This is a genomic window from Yokenella regensburgei ATCC 49455, assembly GCF_000735455.1.
GTDB lineage: Bacteria > Pseudomonadota > Gammaproteobacteria > Enterobacterales > Enterobacteriaceae > Yokenella > Yokenella regensburgei.
Map to the genome: position 1 here is coordinate 16,851 of NZ_JMPS01000009.1, position 18,582 is coordinate 35,432.

General features: G+C 52.7%; 13 protein-coding genes. 11 read left to right on the forward strand and 2 right to left on the reverse strand.

The annotated features are described in order from the left end of the window. Positions 1-423 precede the first annotated feature (423 nt). The gene (locus GYRE_RS24355) at positions 424-714 is read left to right on the forward strand and encodes a hypothetical protein (RefSeq protein WP_006817005.1); all 291 of its coding nucleotides are present in this window, start codon (positions 424-426) and stop codon (positions 712-714) included. Here the strand turns inward: GYRE_RS24355 and GYRE_RS01230 are convergent. Continuing rightward, complete coding sequence (locus tag GYRE_RS01230) at positions 698-1,525, reverse strand: LysR family transcriptional regulator (RefSeq protein ID WP_072009024.1); 828 nt, start codon at positions 1,523-1,525, stop codon at positions 698-700. The two genes, GYRE_RS24355 and GYRE_RS01230, sit on opposite strands and share 17 nt — an antisense overlap. 390 nt (positions 1,526-1,915) lie before the next feature. Here GYRE_RS01230 and btsT point away from each other — a divergent pair, with 390 nt between their 5' ends. The 3 genes from btsT (at position 1,916) to yjiA (ending at position 5,330) form a co-directional block, all read left to right on the forward strand. Beyond that, positions 1,916-4,069 (forward strand): pyruvate/proton symporter BtsT, encoded by a 2,154-nt coding sequence (btsT, locus tag GYRE_RS01235; protein ID WP_038252352.1) that lies wholly within the window; start codon positions 1,916-1,918, stop codon positions 4,067-4,069. Between the two features lie 93 nt (positions 4,070-4,162). Beyond that, the gene (locus GYRE_RS01240) at positions 4,163-4,366 is read left to right on the forward strand and encodes a YbdD/YjiX family protein (RefSeq protein ID WP_006817000.1); all 204 of its coding nucleotides are present in this window, start codon (positions 4,163-4,165) and stop codon (positions 4,364-4,366) included. Between the two features lie 10 nt (positions 4,367-4,376). Further along, positions 4,377-5,330, forward strand: a complete 954-nt coding sequence (gene yjiA / locus GYRE_RS01245; RefSeq protein WP_038252354.1) for a GTPase — start codon at positions 4,377-4,379, stop codon at positions 5,328-5,330. Positions 5,331-5,436: 106 nt separating this feature from the next. Here yjiA and GYRE_RS01250 read toward each other — a convergent pair whose 3' ends face one another. Continuing rightward, positions 5,437-6,795 (reverse strand): esterase-like activity of phytase family protein, encoded by a 1,359-nt coding sequence (locus tag GYRE_RS01250; protein ID WP_038252355.1) that lies wholly within the window; start codon positions 6,793-6,795, stop codon positions 5,437-5,439. Between the two features lie 156 nt (positions 6,796-6,951). Here GYRE_RS01250 and GYRE_RS01255 point away from each other — a divergent pair, with 156 nt between their 5' ends. From GYRE_RS01255 to mdtM, 7 genes are all read left to right on the forward strand, one after another. Further along, positions 6,952-8,121, forward strand: a complete 1,170-nt coding sequence (locus tag GYRE_RS01255; protein WP_038252356.1) for a restriction endonuclease — start codon at positions 6,952-6,954, stop codon at positions 8,119-8,121. Between the two features lie 105 nt (positions 8,122-8,226). Beyond that, positions 8,227-10,590, forward strand: a complete 2,364-nt coding sequence (locus GYRE_RS01260; RefSeq protein WP_038252357.1) for a type I restriction-modification system subunit M — start codon at positions 8,227-8,229, stop codon at positions 10,588-10,590. Beyond that, complete coding sequence (locus GYRE_RS24785; RefSeq protein ID WP_038252358.1) at positions 10,590-11,882, forward strand: restriction endonuclease subunit S; 1,293 nt, start codon at positions 10,590-10,592, stop codon at positions 11,880-11,882. Before GYRE_RS01260 ends, GYRE_RS24785 begins: the two co-directional genes overlap by 1 nt. Then, positions 11,879-15,127 carry a type I restriction endonuclease subunit R gene (locus GYRE_RS01270; RefSeq protein WP_038252359.1) on the forward strand — a complete coding sequence of 1,083 codons (3,249 nt, stop codon included), beginning with the start codon at positions 11,879-11,881 and terminating at the stop codon, positions 15,125-15,127. Before GYRE_RS24785 ends, GYRE_RS01270 begins: the two co-directional genes overlap by 4 nt. A 234-nt stretch (positions 15,128-15,361) precedes the next feature. After that, entirely contained in the window at positions 15,362-15,697 is a 336-nt protein-coding gene (locus GYRE_RS01275; RefSeq protein ID WP_038252360.1) for a SymE family type I addiction module toxin, read from the forward strand. 30 nt (positions 15,698-15,727) lie between these two features. After that, a complete protein-coding gene (locus GYRE_RS01280) occupies positions 15,728-17,008 on the forward strand; it encodes a DUF445 domain-containing protein (protein WP_038252362.1) in 1,281 nt (426 codons plus the stop codon). 297 nt (positions 17,009-17,305) lie between these two features. Next, positions 17,306-18,547 (forward strand): multidrug efflux MFS transporter MdtM, encoded by a 1,242-nt coding sequence (gene mdtM, locus GYRE_RS01285; protein ID WP_038252364.1) that lies wholly within the window; start codon positions 17,306-17,308, stop codon positions 18,545-18,547. Positions 18,548-18,582: the final 35 nt, after the last annotated feature.

The window sequence follows — 18,582 nt, forward strand, 5'->3', positions numbered from 1 at the left end:
GAGCAAAAAACAATCACATTTGACTTTTTTCGCATCATTCTTGAAATGAGAGGTTCATGATTTCTCTGTCATAGTGAAAACTCAGAGAGTTACCAAAATTCCTCTCTGACAAAAAAACTATTCTGTCATGTTAAGAAGAAAGATTTCTGGGATTACTCACAAGTAGAACTACCGTCAGACACCCCATCTCCTGCCATCGAGAAAAGATAAAAAGAGGTAATCACCTTATTGAAGGCGATAATAAAAAGGTTTTTTTATCTTCATTTGAAAATACACAAATGACAAAAACGGGGCGGTAAAAATAAAGTGATCTTTTTCAATGAGTTACGATAAAAAACTAAAAACAAGATCAAAAAACGATCATAATCAACAACTTATGCTAAAATGATGATATTTTAGAATACTTAAAAGATAGAGTTATTCATGAAATCAATCGCTGAACATTACGAAAGAGGTACGCTGAATCACGTAATAAAGGATATTATACTGATTAATAATCAGTATTTTGGCTTGTTTATGGGTACAGATGGCCATGATCTGGACAGAGATTCATTATCATTTGTTGTTAAAATGATTAACAATCAGCAGATAACCATTCCTGCCTATGATCATAACATCAACTTCACCTATTGCTTTCCTGACGGGCAAAAAAGCTTTTTGAATCCACTACTTCATTGCCTGATGATTAAGGAAAAAACTACACAAAGGAGTTGATGATCTTTTTCACCTTATTCTTCTCTGCGGTATAGTCAGACTTTAAGCAGTGATACCCTCTTATTTTAAGCCTTTTATTTTTGAGCACCGTACTCTGTACACCATCGATAGACAAAAACCGAGACAGCTTAGGTGTTATAATCGCAGAGCCTTTACCCAGGTGAACGTTATAAAAAACAGAAAGAATATCCCAGTTATGTTCAACGAACTCTACCGTTTTATTAATGTCACCCAGTAAATTACCGAAAATTTGTTTATAATAATGGGTATTCATATCCTTCCAGATAAAAAGTTTGAGCGGTTTGTTAAGATCGGCATCTTTTGGCGAGATCAGCACCAGCTCATCGCTAAACCACTCTTCATGGTTAACGTTATACGATAGTGAAATATCTCGCATTGAGAAAATTACACTGTTTTTGTTATAAATCAGCTCATTAATATCTCCAGCCTCAATGATTTTTCGCTCACACTGCACTTTCGCATTTGAAGACTCCAGGGCAATCTTAATGTTTTTATATAATAATTCAGGAAAAGTAATATCGAACTTGACCAGAAGATCTTTTATCTTGCTATTATTCTGAATATCATCTTCAAGCTCAAGCAACTCGTTATAAACCGAGCGAAACTTAGCGTAATACTCCAGCGCAAGCTCAGTCGGCTCCAGTTCATTATATTTGCGTTTAAACAGCATTCCGCCAAGGTAATCCTCCATCTCGCAAATAACTTTGCTCAATGGTGAACGAGTTTTGCACAATGCTTCAGCGGCTTTGGAGAAATTCCTTAACTCCATGGTTACCATAAAGTAACGCATTTTTTGATAATAAGTATCCCATAACTATCTCAATTTACAGTGTGTATGAATTGAATATAAGACAGCTTTCCCTATTCAACAACGCACTAAAAAAGAGACACTGCTGTGCAATTTATAGACATTTGGCAATTTCTTAAAATATATTCCAGCTTAGCGCTGTAAAATATATTCCTCTACTTTCCGTGACATAAATCACATAAATAACCAATATCAGACTTTACTCAACCACTCAGTCATTCCAGCAACCGCTGAGCACGTTATACAACCACTCACCGTTTTTCCTTCATAAAGGAAGACACCTTTCAGGCAAGATAGCGCCAGCATCACCATCAATAACTCCCCAATAACACACATTGACCCCAACTTTCGTTTACACAACCAGGTCTTACTATGGATACGAAAAAAATATTTAAGCACGTACCCTGGGCCATCCTCGGGATTATCGGCGCTTTTTGTCTATCGGTTGTCGCGCTACGTCGCGGCGAGCACGTCAGCGCCCTGTGGATAGTCGTGGCATCCGTCTCGGTTTATCTGGTGGCTTACCGCTACTACAGCCTCTATATCGCCCAGAAGGTGATGAAGCTGGACCCCACACGCGCCACGCCGGCGGTGATTAACAACGATGGCCTTAACTATGTGCCAACCAACCGCTACGTGCTGTTTGGCCACCACTTCGCGGCCATCGCGGGCGCAGGCCCACTGGTCGGCCCGGTGCTGGCAGCACAGATGGGCTACCTGCCGGGTACCCTGTGGCTGCTGGCAGGCGTAGTGCTCGCCGGTGCGGTACAGGACTTCATGGTACTGTTCATCTCTACCCGCCGTAACGGCTCGTCGCTTGGCGAGATGGTGAAGGAAGAGATGGGCCGCGTGCCGGGTTCGATTGCCCTGTTCGGCTGCTTCCTCATCATGATCATCATCCTTGCGGTGCTGGCGCTTATCGTGGTGAAAGCACTGGCAGAAAGTCCGTGGGGCGTGTTTACCGTCTGCTCCACTGTGCCGATTGCGCTGTTTATGGGCATCTACATGCGCTTCCTGCGCCCGGGCCGCGTGGGTGAAGTCTCAGTCATTGGTATCGTCCTGCTGGTCGCCTCTATCTACTTCGGCGGCGTGATTGCGCACGACCCGTACTGGGGCCCGGCGCTGACCTTTAAAGACACCACCATCACCTTCGCGCTGATTGGTTATGCCTTTATCTCCGCGCTGCTGCCGGTTTGGCTGATTCTGGCACCACGTGACTACCTCGCCACCTTCCTGAAAATTGGCGTTATTGTCGGTCTGGCGCTCGGCATCGTGATCCTCAACCCGGATCTGAAAATGCCGGCGGTCACCCAGTACATCGACGGTACCGGCCCGCTGTGGAAAGGTGCACTGTTCCCGTTCCTGTTTATTACCATTGCCTGTGGTGCGGTTTCCGGCTTCCACGCGCTGATCTCTTCCGGCACCACGCCGAAGCTGCTGGCCAACGAAACCGACGCGCGTTTCATCGGTTACGGCGCGATGCTGATGGAATCTTTCGTTGCCATCATGGCGCTGGTTGCGGCTTCTATCATCGAGCCAGGCCTCTACTTCGCGATGAACACCCCACCGGCGGGCCTTGGCATCACCATGCCGAACCTGCACGAAATGGGCGGTGAGAACGCGGCGATGATCATGGCGCAGCTGAAAGACGTCAGCACCCAGGCGGCAGCGACCGTCAGCTCCTGGGGCTTCGTGATTTCGCCTGAGCAGATCATGCAAACGGCGAAGGACATTGGTGAACCGTCCGTGCTGAACCGCGCCGGTGGTGCACCGACGCTGGCGGTAGGTATTGCCCACGTGTTCCACAAAGTGCTGCCGATGGCCGACATGGGCTTCTGGTACCACTTCGGGATCCTGTTTGAAGCGCTGTTCATCCTGACCGCGCTGGACGCCGGTACCCGTGCTGGCCGCTTCATGCTGCAGGATCTGCTGGGTAACTTCGTCCCGTTCCTGAAGAAAACCGACTCTCTGGTGGCTGGCATCCTGGGTACAGCGGGCTGCGTTGGCCTGTGGGGCTACCTGCTGTATCAGGGCGTGGTCGATCCGCTGGGCGGTGTGAAGAGCCTGTGGCCGCTGTTCGGGATCTCTAACCAGATGCTGGCGGCAGTCGCACTGGTACTGGGTACCGTGGTCCTGGTGAAGATGAAGCGCACCAAATACATCTGGGTAACCGTGCTGCCAGCCGTATGGCTACTGATTTGCACCACCTGGGCACTGGGTCTGAAGCTCTTCAGTACTAACCCGTCAATGGAAGGCTTCTTCTTCATGGCGAACCAGTACAAAGAGAAGCTGGCAGCCGGTGGCGGCGACCTGACCGCACAACAGATTGCCAACATGAACCATATCGTGGTGAACAACTACACCAACGCCGGTCTCAGCATTCTGTTCCTGGTGGTGGTTTACAGCATCATCTTCTACGGCATCAAAACCTGGCTCAATGTGCGTAACAGCGACAAACGTACGGATAAAGAAACCCCGTACGTCCCGGTACCGGAAGGCGGCGTGAAAACCTCTTCCCACCACTAATCCTTTTATCCCCTCTCCTTAGAGTCGGGGGGATAAGGGAAAACGCCCGGTGAACTCACTTCACCGGGCTTTACGCATTATCAGGATGGCAAAATGTTTGGTAACTTAGGTCAGGCTAAAAAATATCTCGGTCAGGCGGCGAAAATGCTGATTGGCATTCCGGATTACGACAACTACGTCGAGCACATGAAGACCAACCATCCGGACAAACCTTACATGACCTATAACGAATTCTTCCGCGAACGCCAGCAGGCACGCTACGGCGGCGACGGAAAAGGCGGTATGCGCTGTTGCTAAAGGAGAGAACATGACACCTGTTGCAGTCACCCTACTCACCGGCTTTCTCGGCGCCGGGAAGACCACCCTGCTGCGCCATATCCTCAATGAGCAGCATGGCTTCAAAATTGCCGTCATCGAAAATGAGTTCGGCGAAGTCTCTGTCGACGACCAGCTGATTGGCGATCGCGCCACGCAGATCAAAACCCTGACCAACGGCTGTATCTGCTGTAGCCGTTCTAACGAGCTGGAAGACGCGCTGCTGGATCTGCTCGACAGCCTCGACCGCGGTGAAATCACCTTCGACCGATTGGTGATTGAGTGCACCGGCATGGCCGATCCGGGCCCGATTATTCAGACTTTTTTCTCCCACGAAATCCTCTGCCAGCGCTACCTCCTCGACGGCGTCATTGCGCTGGTCGATGCCGCCCACGCGGATCAGCAAATGAATCAGTTCACCCTCGCCCAGTCGCAGGTGGGCTACGCGGACCGCATTCTGCTGACCAAAACCGACGTTGCAGGTGAAGCCGCTCAGCTTCGTGAACGCCTGGCGCGCATTAACGCCCGTGCGCCAATTTACACCGTCACGCACGGCGATATCGACCTCGGCCTGCTGTTTAATACCAACGGCTTTATGCTGGAAGAGAAAGTCACCACCGCGCCGCGCTTCCACTTCATGGCCGACAAACAAAACGACGTCAGCTCGATTGTCGTCGAGCTGGACTACCCGGTGGATATCAGCGACGTTTCGCGAGTGATGGAGAACCTGCTGCTGTCATTTGCCGAGAAGCTGCTGCGCTACAAAGGGATGCTGTGGATTGACGGCGAACCAAACCGCCTGCTGTTCCAGGGCGTTCAGCGCCTGTACAGCGCCGACTGGGACCGCCCGTGGGGCGAAGAAACACCGCACAGCACGCTGGTGTTTATCGGCGTTCAGTTGCCGGAAGAAGAGATCCGCGCAGCGTTCGCCGGATTGAAAAAGTAATACCGTGACTATCCCCTCTCCCAAAGGGAGAGGGATTCAGACCGCACTGACCATCCCCTCTCCCTCCGGGAGAGGGTCAGGGTGAGGGGAGCAGACCGCACAACGCTTACATCACCGCTTCAGGCAGCGTCACCACCCACAGCTCACTCTCAGATTCAGGTTTCTCCAGCGGCTTCACGCCGATGCTCGTTGCCACAACTTTATCGTCCACCGTCAGCTCACCCTGCTCGTTCAGGCGGTAATCCTTCAGCTTTTTCCCTGCGACAGGATCTTTCAGCACCGTCTTCACGCCAAAGTCATTATCGTTGGCCACTGCCAGGGTCTTACCATCAATCAGCGCCAGCCCTTCGGCTTTCTCCTGCTGCCAGCCAAGCTTACGCAAATCCACCACCAGCGATTTTTCCGCCAGCATGACGCCGCGTTTCGCCAGTTTTTCCTCATCATCAAACTCCGGATACTTCCAGGTTTTGTCGAATGCAGCCAGATCGCTCGCCTTACTCAAATCCACTTTGTAGATGTTATTACGCATCGCCCCGTCTTTATCGCCACCCTGCTCAATCAGCAAAATATGCTGATTATCGAGCGCCACGATATCGCCAATTTTGGCATCGCTGTTTTTGCTGTACGCCGCCGCATCTATCGGGTAACCGTACATCGCCGTTTTCCCCGTCGCCGGGTCGAAGCTCACCAGGCGGGTAAACAGCGCCTGCTTCTTGCTTTTACCGTCGATATCGAGCGTGCTCTGTACCGCCGCGATAATCCGCCCGTCCGGCATGCGGGTCAGCCCCTCAAAGCCACGGTTCGGCTGACGCCATTTGATAACGTTCGGCAAACCACCGGCGATAGACTTCTCGCCGTTTTCGGCCTGCGGCCCGTGCATGGCGAGGATCTTTCCGCTGCGGTCGACGTTCACCAGGAACGGGCCATATTCATCGCAAAGCCAGTAACCGCCTTTACCATCCGGGGTAATACCTTCGGTATCCAGCCCACGGTTATCCCCTTTCAGCACCTTCATGCTGTCGCTAAGCGCCACTTCATTGGTGGAGCCAATGACGTCGCTTTCAAGCGGCAGGCCGTTGATGTTGCCCTTCGCATCGTGCAGCGGCACGGCGTTTGTCGCCTGCGCTTTACCGTTTTCCAGCCGAATAGTCATCATCTGCGGAGTAAACCCGGGCACCACGAAAATCTTCGCCTCGCGCTTGCCCACGTTCGGTGAATCGGCGTTCGGCCCGCGATCGGTCACGGTGGCAAACGTCAGGGCATCGCCCTCTTTGCCGGTAAACAGCAGCCCGGAGCCAATTCCCACCGGCAACCCGTTCGGGAAAGCGCTGGAGAATGCACCGCGATAAGGAATGTTTGAGCCTTCCGGGAAGCTCACGATATAGCGCTCGGCGTGAGGTTCCGCCGCCAGCGCAGAGAAGGAGAGAGTACAGCCGATAACCAGAGGGATTATTTTGATTTTCATGTGGTTAGTATCCTTTGCAAGAGCAGGACACTATAAAGAGAGTGGATGTCAGAAAAATGACACTCGTCGCGATATCTTTCCGATAAGTGATTCATCCAACAGTAATTCCCCTCGAAACTGGCATGCTATGCACAACATCATCGTTAAGGGAACAACGTGAAAAACTACAAAGTCATAACGCCACTTTTTCCGACTTATGCACAGGCGCAGGCCATGATGAAAGCCTCCGCAGGCTACCCCGCTAAGTCGGTACGTAATATGATCACTGCGATCCATGAACAAACCGGCACACCGCAAAAACCCGTCGACTGGTCGGAGCCAGACAAATGGATTATTGAGCGCCTGACCGGTGAGGACGCAGAGCTCGCGCACCGCATCTGGCAAACCGATAACCACATCCTCAACCCTCGCCACAGCTACGGCTGCTACCTGTTCCTCAACAACGAGCAGTTTAAGCTGATGGAAGAGAGCAGCGACGGGCTCTGGCAGGCCACCGAGCGGGGCAATCAATTCCTCAACGCTGATGAGTCAACGTGGCGCTGGCTCGACGATCAGGAAGGCATTCTGCAGCTACTGGAGCTGCTGGCCAGCCGTGAGATGTCAAAACGCGCCGATTTATTGCCTGAATGGCAGGCCTTCCTCCACCAGCATTCAAAGTTTGCTTCCGCCAGCTCCATCAAAAGCACGCTCTACTCGCGGCTCTACAATCTTATCGACAGGCACATGGTCGATCGCGACGGCATGAGTTACAGCATTACCGATACCGGCCGCGCCTGGTTGAGTAAAGCCCTGCCAGCGCGGAAAACCGACCCGCGCAAAGAGCTGCTCGATGCGGTCAAACGCTATAATCAGCAGCAAAAAGAGCTGCTGCGCGAGCAAATCAGCACCATGAACCCGTATAAGTTTGAACACTTAGTGGGTCAGCTTCTGGAAGCAATGGGCTATGAACAAGTTGAAGTCACCAAAGCCTCCGGTGACAAGGGCGTGGACGTTGTTGGCAAGGTGCAGGTGGGCATCACCACCATCACCGAAGTGGTGCAGGTGAAGCGGATGCAGAACACCGTCAACCGCCCGCTTATCGACCAGCTGCGCGGCGCGCTGCCGTACCATAAGGCCATTCGCGGTACGCTCATCACCACCGGCAGATTTGCCACCAGCTGCGCCGAAGCCGCACTGTTCCCGGGAGCCGCGCCGATCACCCTGATCGACGGCGATCGCCTGCTCGAACTGCTGATTGAGAACAACGTCGGTATCCGCCGCAGCAATGCCGTTGAGCTGCTGGACGTCGACCTGCAGCTGTTTGATGAGCTGGAGATCGAACAGTAACCCGTTAGCCGGTATTCATCCCGTTACCGGAGGGGATGAATGCCGTGCGAAGTCGGAATGACGCTGTATAATCACCCTATTTTGTAACCGCTTTTGGTAACTTTCATGACTAACACAAATTTCTCGCAAACGGCGGCCTTCATCTGGGCCGTTGCCGATCTGCTGCGCGGCGACTTCAAACAATCTCAGTACGGCCGCGTGATCCTGCCTTTCACCCTGCTGCGTCGTCTGGAATGCGTGTTGGCTGAAAGCAAAGACGCGGTAGTGGCTAAAGCACAGGAACTCAAAACCAGCCCGCTGCCGGAAGAAGCCAAAGAAAAGTTTCTGCTGCGCGCCACCAACTCGCTGTCGTTCTACAACACCTCGCCGATGGATCTCGGCAAAATGGGGCAGAACGACATCAGCGCCAACCTGGAAAACTACATTCAAAGCTTTTCAAAAGATGCGCGCGAGATCTTCGAGCACTTTAAATTCAGCGAGTTTATTGGTCTGCTGGACGACGCTAACCTGCTGTATAAGGTCGTTAAGAAGTTCGCCACCACCGATCTCAGCCCGCAGGCCATTTCCAACTATGAAATGGGGCTGGTGTTTGAAGAGCTGATCCGCCGCTTCGCGGAAAGTTCTAACGAAACCGCCGGGGAGCACTTTACCCCGCGCGATATCGTGCGCTTAACCACCTCTCTGGTGTTTATGGAAGATGACGATGCCCTGACCAAAGAAGGGATCATCCGCACTATTTACGACCCGACCGCGGGTACCGGCGGCTTCCTCTCCGCCGGGATGGAATACGTTCACGAACTGAACCCGAAAGCCGTGATGCGCGCGTTTGGTCAGGAGCTGAACCCGGAGTCCTACGCCATCTGTAAAGCCGACATGCTGATCAAAGGCCAGGACGTCAGCCGCATCAAGCTGGGCAACACCCTTTCTAACGATCAGCTTCCGGCTGACCAGTTCGACTACATGTTGTCGAACCCGCCGTTTGGCGTCGACTGGAAAAAGATCGAGGGTGACATTAACGATGAGCACCTGCAGAAAGGCTTTAACGGCCGTTTTGGCCCCGGCCTGCCGCGCGTCTCTGACGGTTCGCTGCTGTTCCTGCTGCATCTGATCAGCAAAATGCGCGACACCCGTGCCGCCGACGGCATGGTGAACAACGGTGGCCGCATCGGCATTATTCTTAACGGTTCGCCGCTGTTTACCGGCGGTGCAGGCAGCGGTGAAAGTGAGATCCGCCGCTATATCCTCGAGGCCGATCTGCTGGAAGGCATCGTCGCGCTGCCAACCGACATGTTCTACAACACCGGCATCGCCACCTACGTGTGGATCCTGTCGAACAAAAAGGCTCCGGAGCGCAAGGGTAAAGTCCAGCTCATCGATGGCACCAGCCTGTACGGCAAAATGCGTAAATCGCTGGGCTCCAAGCGTAACCTGATGGGCGATGACGATATCCAGCTCATCACCCGCACCTTCGGCAATTTTGAAGTGCTGAACGCCACCTCGCTTGAGGATTTAGGCCTGGAAAAAGCCGCCGAGCAAAAATCCAGCCGTGGTCGTCAGCCTGCCACCGCCAAAACCGAAGCGCCGAAAAGCTTCGCCAGCAAAATCTTTAACAGCACCGATTTTGGCTATCGCCGCCTGACCATTGAGCGCCCGCTGCGTTTATCCGCTCAGGTAACGGATGAGGCTATTGCGACTCTGCGCTTTGCGCCGAAGCCGTTTAACGCGCCGATGGAACGTCTGTATGAAGAGTTCGCATCCCAGTGGCTGGAGGGGACCTATGGTGACCTCTCCGGGCTGGAAGCAGAAGCCCGCGCCATTATCAAAGCTGAATTTGCCGAGCTGAAAGAGAAGCAAATCAAAGACCTGCTCGACAGCAAACTGTGGCTGGCGCAGCGTAGCTTAATGGAAAAAGCGCAGCAGATTCAGACGGCTCTGGGTACGCAGGCGGGTGGAAAAACGCTGGTGAGCAACGATTTCAACCAGTTCCAGCTGACCCTGAAAGGGGCCATTAAAACCGCTGACGTGAAGCTGGACGCGAAAGAGAACAAGCAGTTTATCGACGCTATCACCACCAAAAACCCGGATGCCGAGCCGGTGGTGAAGAAAGCGTTGAAAGAAGCCGCTCAGCCGCTGTACGGTGCGTTTGAGTATAAAGGCAAGGTGGTCGAGTTTGAGCAGGACGGCGAGCTGCGCGATAACGAAAACGTGCCGCTTAACCCGGCCATCTCCACCAGCGATCTGATTGAAAACTACTTTAAAGCCGAAGTACTGCCGCACGTGAATGACGCGTGGATCAACGCCGATAAGCGCGATGCCAAAGATAACGAAGTCGGGATTGTCGGTTATGAAATTCCGTTTAACCGCCATTTCTACGTCTACCAGCCGCCGCGCCCACTGGAAGAGATTGATGCCGATCTGGATGCGGTCAGCGCCGAGATTATGAAATTGCTGCAGGAGGTACACTCCTGATGGCAAAATATAAGGCGTATCCGGAGTATAAGGATTCTGGGGTTGAGTGGCTGGGGGCGATTCCTGAGGATTGGTCTGTCACTAAATTAAAGTACATCGCAGATTTGCTAACCGCAAAATCTACCAATTCAGATGACTTATTTGTTGGATTGGAAAATATATCGAGTGGCGATGGAAAGTATATATCAAAAGAAGAAAACATAGCAGATGGTGCATCAGTGTCGTTTGAAAAGAATGACGTTCTTTTCGGGAAGTTGCGGCCTTATCTTGCCAAATCTTGGTTAGCTACTTTCTCCGGGGTATGCTCATCTGAATTTCTTGTGCTTCGTACAGCTAAATTACATCCAAAATACCTTAATTATTATTCATTAACGAATGAATTTATTGAGCAGGTTAATTCCTCAACTTATGGCTCCAAAATGCCACGAGCAAGTTGGGAGTTTATTGGCCTGTTACCTGTACCAACCTGTTCTTATTCTTTATCAGAGAAGGTAGCTTGGTTCCTCGATCACGAAACCGCAAAAATCGATAACCTGATCGAGAAGCAACAGCAACTGATTGAACTGCTGAAAGAAAAACGTCAGACAGTGATCTCAAATGCCGTCAACATACGAAACAATGAGAGAAAAACTAAGCTAAAAAATTTAGTTAACATTCAAACTGGCTACCCATTCCCAAGTGCAAAATTCAAATTTTCACCTGATAATAGTATTCCTCTTTTACGAGGAGTTAATGTCGGTGTTGATAGCATAAAATGGGATGACGTTGTATATTGGGATGTTTGCACACTCGAAAGGCTCAATGAATATTTATTAGTGGCTGGCGATATTGTTTTTGGTATGGATCGACCATGGATTAGTTCTGGAGCAAGGGTTTCAGAAATTAAAGAGCAGGATTTACCTTGTCTCTTATTGCAGCGAGTTGCAAGAATAAGGTCGAACATTAAATCATATCAACCTTTTATTAAACTATGCCTTAGCAGCAATGAATTTAGAGAATATGCTGAAATGGACTTGACTGGTGTTAGTGTTCCGCATATTAGTCCAGAGCAAATCAGCAATTTTTATGTGAGAGACATTCCTTTTGATGACCAATTTTATTTAACAAAAAACGCACTAGAAAAGATAGGGAAAATTGAATTAAATCAAGAAATGGCCGAGCAGGCTATTCAACTTCTCCATGAACGCCGCACCGCCCTTATCTCCGCCGCCGTCACCGGAAAAATCGACGTCCGTGACTGGATTGCGCCAGATACACAGGAAGCAGAGGAGTCACAGGAGGCGACCGCATGAGCATGGACAGCACCAAAGAGCTGATCTTCCAGAATGAGATGATTGCTCAGATGGAAGCAAAAGGCTGGATTTGTGGCAAAACCGACGGCTACGATCGCGAACGAGCGCTGTACTCGCAGGATGCACTGACCTTTGTGCAGACCACGCAGCCGCAGGAGTGGGAGAAGTTTGCCAAAATTTACCCGACCGATACCGAGCGTCATTTCCTCGATGCGCTGGTGGCGCAGCTGAAAAAAGCGGATATCAACGCCACCGACATGCTTTCACGTACCTACGGTACGCTGGGCGTGCTGCGTCATGGCATCAAAAGCCATAACGCGCGTTTTTCCCTGTGCCAGTTTAAGCCGGAACATAATCTTAATCCGCAAACCCTGACGCGCTACAAACACAATATCTGCCGCATCGTGCCGGAGCTGGTTTACAGCCCGCATGCGTCGAACGCCGCATTTGAAGAAACAGGCGTGAAGGCGAAGAAATGGCGTATCGACCTGGTGTTGTTCGTCAACGGCCTGCCGATTACGACCCTGGAGCTGAAGTCTGAATTTAAGCAGACGGTGCAAAACGCCATCACGCAGTATAAGAAAACGCGTTTGCCGAAAGATCCTGGCACCAATAAACCTGAGCCGCTGCTGACCTTTAAACGCGGCGCGCTGGTGCACTTTGCCGTCAGCCAGTACGAAGTGTTTATGGCGACGAAACTCGAGGGCGATAAAACCTTCTTCCTGCCGTTTAACAAAGGCACCCATGACGGCGGCGCGGGGAACGATATCCCGGAAGATGCCAACGACTACGCCACCAGCTATCTGTGGAATGAGGTGCTGCTGCCGGACAATCTGCTGAAAATTCTCGCGAGCTTCGTGCATCTGCAAATCGTTGAAAAAGAGAATGCCGTTGGCCTGAAGTACAAAAGCGAGAGCCTGATTTTCCCGCGCTACCACCAGTGGGACGTGGTGAATAAACTGATCGTTGCTGCTACGGTGGAAGGCACCGGCAATAAATACCTGATTCAGCACAGCGCGGGGTCGGGCAAGTCGAACTCTATCGCCTGGACGGCTCATCAGCTCTCCCGCCTGTATGATGAAAATGGCGAAAAACAGTTCCACTCGGTGATTGTGGTAACGGACCGCACCGTGCTGGACGATCAGCTGCAGGACACCATCTATCAGTTTGAACATCAGGACGGCGTGGTCGGGCGCATCAATAACAAAGAAGGCGACGGCTCTAAATCGGAGAAGCTGGCCAGCGCGCTGGAAAACTCGCAGCCGATCATTATCGTCACCATTCAGACCTTCCCGTTTGTCCTGAAGGCGATTGAAAACAGCGTCAGCCTCAAGCAGCGCAAATACGCGGTGATCGCCGATGAAGCGCACTCCTCGCAGAGCGGCTCTACGGCGCGGCAGCTGAAAGAAGTGCTGATGACCGAAGAGGCGGATGACGACGTAGAGATGTCTTCAGAAGATATTCTGGATGCCACCGTCGCCGCGCGTAAAGGCAGCAGCAACCTCAACTATTACGCCTTCACCGCCACGCCGAAAGCCAAAACCCTGGAGCTGTTTGGCCGTCGTCCTCATCCGCAGGAACCGGCGTCGAAAACGAACAAACCGGAAGCGTTCCACGTTTACTCCATGCGTCAGGCCATCGAAGAAGGCTTTATTCTTGATGTGCTGAAGAACTACACCAACTACAAGGTGGCGTACAAGCTGCTGCAGAAGCTGGACGATCCTGACCGGGAAGTGGACAGCAAAAAAGCGAAGATCAAGCTGAACCAGTGGGTCTCGCTGCACGATCATAACGTATCGCAGAAAGTGAAGGTGATTGTTGAGCACTTCCGTAAGCATGTGATGCACCTGCTGGCCGGTCAGGCGAAAGCGATGGTGGTGACCAGTTCGCGTAAAGCGGCGGTGCGCTACAAGCTGGCGTTCGATAAATACATCGCCGAGCAAAAGTACGACAGGATAAGCGCAATGGTGGCGTTCTCCGGGGAAGTGGAGTTCCATGAAGATGACCACAACAGCCTTGCGCTGCTGAACCAGAAGTTCACCGAAATCAATATGAACCCTGGCCTCAAAGGCCGGGATATGCGTAAAGCGTTTGATACCGACGACTACCAGGTGATGCTGGTGGCCAACAAATTCCAGACCGGGTTTGACCAGCCCAAACTCTGCGCCATGTATGTGGATAAAAAGCTGGGCGGCGTGGAGTGCGTACAGACGCTGTCGCGCCTGAACCGGACCTATCCGGGGAAGGCGCAGTCAGGCACCTTTGTGCTCGATTTCTGGAACGAGCCCGACGAGATTTTGGGTGCTTTCCAGCCGTACTACCAGACCGCGGAACTGACGGACGTCAGCGATCCGCAGCTCGTCTTTGAACTGTTTGAAAAGCTGCGTACCAGCGGCATTTTCCTGTGGAACGAAGTGGAGCAGTTCTGCGAGGCGTTCTTCAGCAAAAACAAATCCAACGCGGCCATTAGTAATATCTGCAAACCTGCGGTGGAGCGCTGGAAGCATCGCTACACCTCGGCGATTGAGGCGTATGTGCTGGCCAAAGAGATGTTTGAACGCACCAAAAAGACCGGCGATATTGTGCTGATCACCAATGCGGAAAACACCTTCAAGGAGTGTGAAAAAGAAAAAAGTAAGCTCGATATCTTCAAGAAAGATCTCGGCAGCTTTGTCCGCTTTTACGAGTTTATGTCGCAAATCGTCAATTACGATGACAAGGATCTGGAAAAGCTGAGCCTGTTTGCCCGCCATCTGCGTCCGTTGCTGCATGAGCAGCGCATCGAAGAAGATGAGATTGATTTAAGCAACGTGGAGATGAGCCATTATCGCCTGTCGAAGCTTCACGAGCAGCATCTGAAGCTGCAGGAAGATGCGGCGGAATACAAAATAACGCCGGGTAATGATGTCGGTACGGCAAAACCGAAGGACAAGAAAGAAGAGTTCCTGTCGAATATCCTGGCCCGGCTTAATGAGCTGTTCGTCACCGATAATCTCACCGATAAAGACATGATTAATTATGCCTTCGCGGTGCGCGACAAGCTGTCAGAAAACCAGGCGGTGATGACCCAGATTGCCAACAATACGCGCGAGCAGGCGATGCTGGGCGATTTCCCGAAAGCGATTGATGATGCGGTAATGGACAGCAACGACGCGCATCAGGCGATGATGATGCAGTACCTTTCCAGCCCGGAAATTGCGCGCGGGTTTGCCCGGGTGGTGTTTGATATGTTGAAAGGGGCGTAATGATGTCATAAAGGGGCACGTTATTTAGCGTGCCTTTTTATTTTTATAAAATATATATTATCAATTAATTATTCATTGTTTTTATTTTTATATTTATTTTCTGTTTTTCTATTTTCCAGATGGACTTTCCCTTCCCCGCTGGCTAAATTAACAGTGTTCTTTTATCGCGAAGTGAATGTGCGCCAACACATTCACCCCGCTAATCACAACCTCTATTTTAGGAGAATAGCGATCATGACTAATCCGGATTATATCGCCGAAATCACCGAACCTGTAGTGCTTCCTGCCACCCTGCGCCATTATACCGTGACCTATGTCAGTAAATATCCGACGCTGAACAAGAGCCCGGCGATTATTTTAAAAGGTGACTGGCTGGCGAAAGCCGGTTTTACCACCGGCAGTAAGATGGAGGTGCGGGTGATGGAGGGCTGCATCGTGCTCACCAGCAAAGCGCCGGAGCCGGAGCACGAGGCGCTGCACAAGCGGGTACAGCGGTTATCAAAGCGCAAGCAGGCGCAGATCATGGCGTTTATCGCCATGGTCGAGAACCCGCACAGCACGTTCCGTTGACAGCCCTTCTCAGGACTCTATTCTTAGCGGATGGACAAATTAGCTGAACTAAAACGCGCCAGAAGGCTGGCGCTGTCGCTGCTGCTGGCAGCCGCGGCAATTTTCGTGACCACGCTGTTTCTGCCACCGGTCTGGTGGGTTGGCGCGCTGAAGGCGATGTCGGAAGCGGCGATGGTCGGTGCGCTGGCGGACTGGTTCGCGGTGGTGGCGCTGTTTCGCCGCATCCCCATTCCCTTTATCTCCCGCCATACGGCGATTATCCCGCGCAATAAAGACCGGATTGGCGACAATCTCGGACGTTTTGTGCAGGAGAAGTTTCTCGATACCGGCTCGCTGGTGGCGCTCATTCAGCGTCACGAGCCGGCGATGCTCATCGGCAACTGGTTCAGCCAGCCGCAAAACGCAGAGCGCGTCGGACATCATCTGATTAAGGTGATGGGCGGCTTTCTTGAGCTGACCGACGACTCGCGCATTCAGGGACTGCTGAAGCGCGCGGTGCACAAAGCCATCGATAAGGTCGATCTTACCGGCACCAGCGCGCTGATGCTGGAGAGCATGACCAAAGACAACCGCCACCAGAAGCTGCTCGATGCCCTCATCGCCCAGCTGATCGTGCTTATCCATCGCGACGGCACCCGCAGTTTTATCGCCCGGCAGATTGTCCACTGGCTCGAAACCGAGCACCCGCTCAAAGCCAAAGTGCTGCCCACCGAGTGGCTCGGCGAGCACAGCGCAGAGCTGGTGACCGACGCGGTTAACACCCTGCTCGACGACATCACCCTCGACCGGAGCCACCAGATCCGCCACGCCTTCGATCGGGCGGTACAAAAGCTTGTCGAGGCGCTGAAAAACGATCCGCAAATGGCGGAGAAAGCCAACGGTATCAAGCAATATCTGAAAGAAGATCCCGCCTTTAACGGCTATCTCGGCGAGCTGTGGGGCGATCTGCGCCGCTGGCTGAAAGCCGATCTTGAGGCCGAAGACTCCCGCGTGCGCCAGCGTATCGCTGAAGCCGGACAGTGGTTCGGCGAAACTCTGGTAGCAGACGCCGCGCTGCGTACCTCGCTTAACGAGCATCTGGAGCAGGTCGCTCGCCGGGCGGCACCGGAGTTCGCGAGCTTCCTGACCCACCACATCAGCGATACGGTCAAAAGCTGGGATGCCCGCGATATGTCGCAGCAGATAGAGCTCAACATCGGCAAAGATCTGCAGTACATCCGCATCAACGGCACGCTGGTGGGCGGCAGCATTGGCCTCATTCTCTGGGCGCTGTCACAAATTCCGTCACTGGTTGCCGCGCACCTGGCCTGAGCGACGAATAGTCATTGATTCATTGTGGATATGATTTACACTGATGCTGCTTTTTTCTCCGCCATTCTTTCCGAGGTGCAATGTGTTGAATACCGCGCGTAATCACAACACCTTCTGACGACGCGTCAGCTGAGTGTTTACCTGCCTGAGCTTGCTCCGGCGGCGATTTTGATTACACGAAATTCAATGCATTGCAGTCCGCTTTATCTCTTTTCGCCCTGCCCCGCGCCTGTCCGTTAAGCGCCGCCATTGGATTTCGCTGTAGCGTTTTTTCTCCGTACAAGGAGTCTGTTTTTTATGCAACGGATGTTGTCTTTCTTTCGTCGTCACGCCACGTCGCTGTTCTTCCCGATGGCGCTGATTGTGTACGATTTTGCCGCTTATCTGACGACGGATCTGATCCAGCCCGGGATAATTCATGTGGTGCGTGAATTTAACGCCGATGTCAGCATGGCCCCGGCCTCCGTCAGCCTTTACCTGGCGGGAGGCATGGCGCTGCAGTGGCTGCTGGGGCCACTGTCAGACCGCATTGGCCGCAGGCCGGTACTGATAGCGGGCACGCTTATCTTTACCCTCGCCTGCACCGCAACGCTCTTCACCACCACCATGGAGCAGTTCCTCGTTGCCCGCTTCGTGCAGGGCACCAGCATCTGCTTTATCGCCACCGTTGGCTACGTCACCATTCAGGAGGCGTTCGGCCAGACGCGGGCAATTAAGCTGATGGCGATCGTCACCTCGGTGGTGCTGATGGCTCCGGTCATCGGCCCGCTCTCCGGCGCGGCGCTGCTGCATTTTGTCCACTGGAAGGTGCTGTTCGCCATTATTGCGGTGCTGGGGCTGTTCGCCTTTCTCGGTCTGCTGTGGGCCATGCCGGAAACCGTCGTTCGCGGTAACATACCGTTAAGCGTGACGGGAGTGGTACGCGATTTTCGTAACGTATTCCGCAACCGTATCTTCCTATTCGGCGCGGCAACCATCACCCTCAGCTATATCCCGATGATGACCTGGGTTGCGGTGTCGCCGGTTATTCTGATTGACGCCGGAGGGCTCAGCACCGCCGAGTTTGCCTGGGTGCAGGTGCCGGTATTCGGCGCGGTAATTGTAGCGAACATGGTGATGGCGCGCTTTGTGAAGGATCCGACCAGCCCGACGTATATCTGGCGGGCGGTCCCCATTCAGCTCACCGGCCTGGCGCTGCTCATCGTTGGTAACCTGCTGTGGCCGCACGTCTGGCTGTGGTCGGTGGCGGGCACCAGCCTGTACGCCTTCGGCATCGGGCTGATATTCCCGACGCTGTTCCGCTTTACGCTGTTCTCCAACGACCTGCCGAAAGGTACCGTCTCGGCATCGCTGAACATGACCATCCTCACCGGAATGGCGCTGGCCATTGAAGGCGCTCGCTGGCTGTGGTTTAACGGCGGAAGAATGCCGTTTCATCTGCTGGCAGTGGTCGCGGGCGTGGTGATGGTGGTGATGCTGGCGGGATTACTGAAACGGGTGCGCACGCATAACGCGGCAATCGCGGTGACGGAGTCCTGATGTGTTGATAGTGCCGGATGCGGGTATTGCCGCAT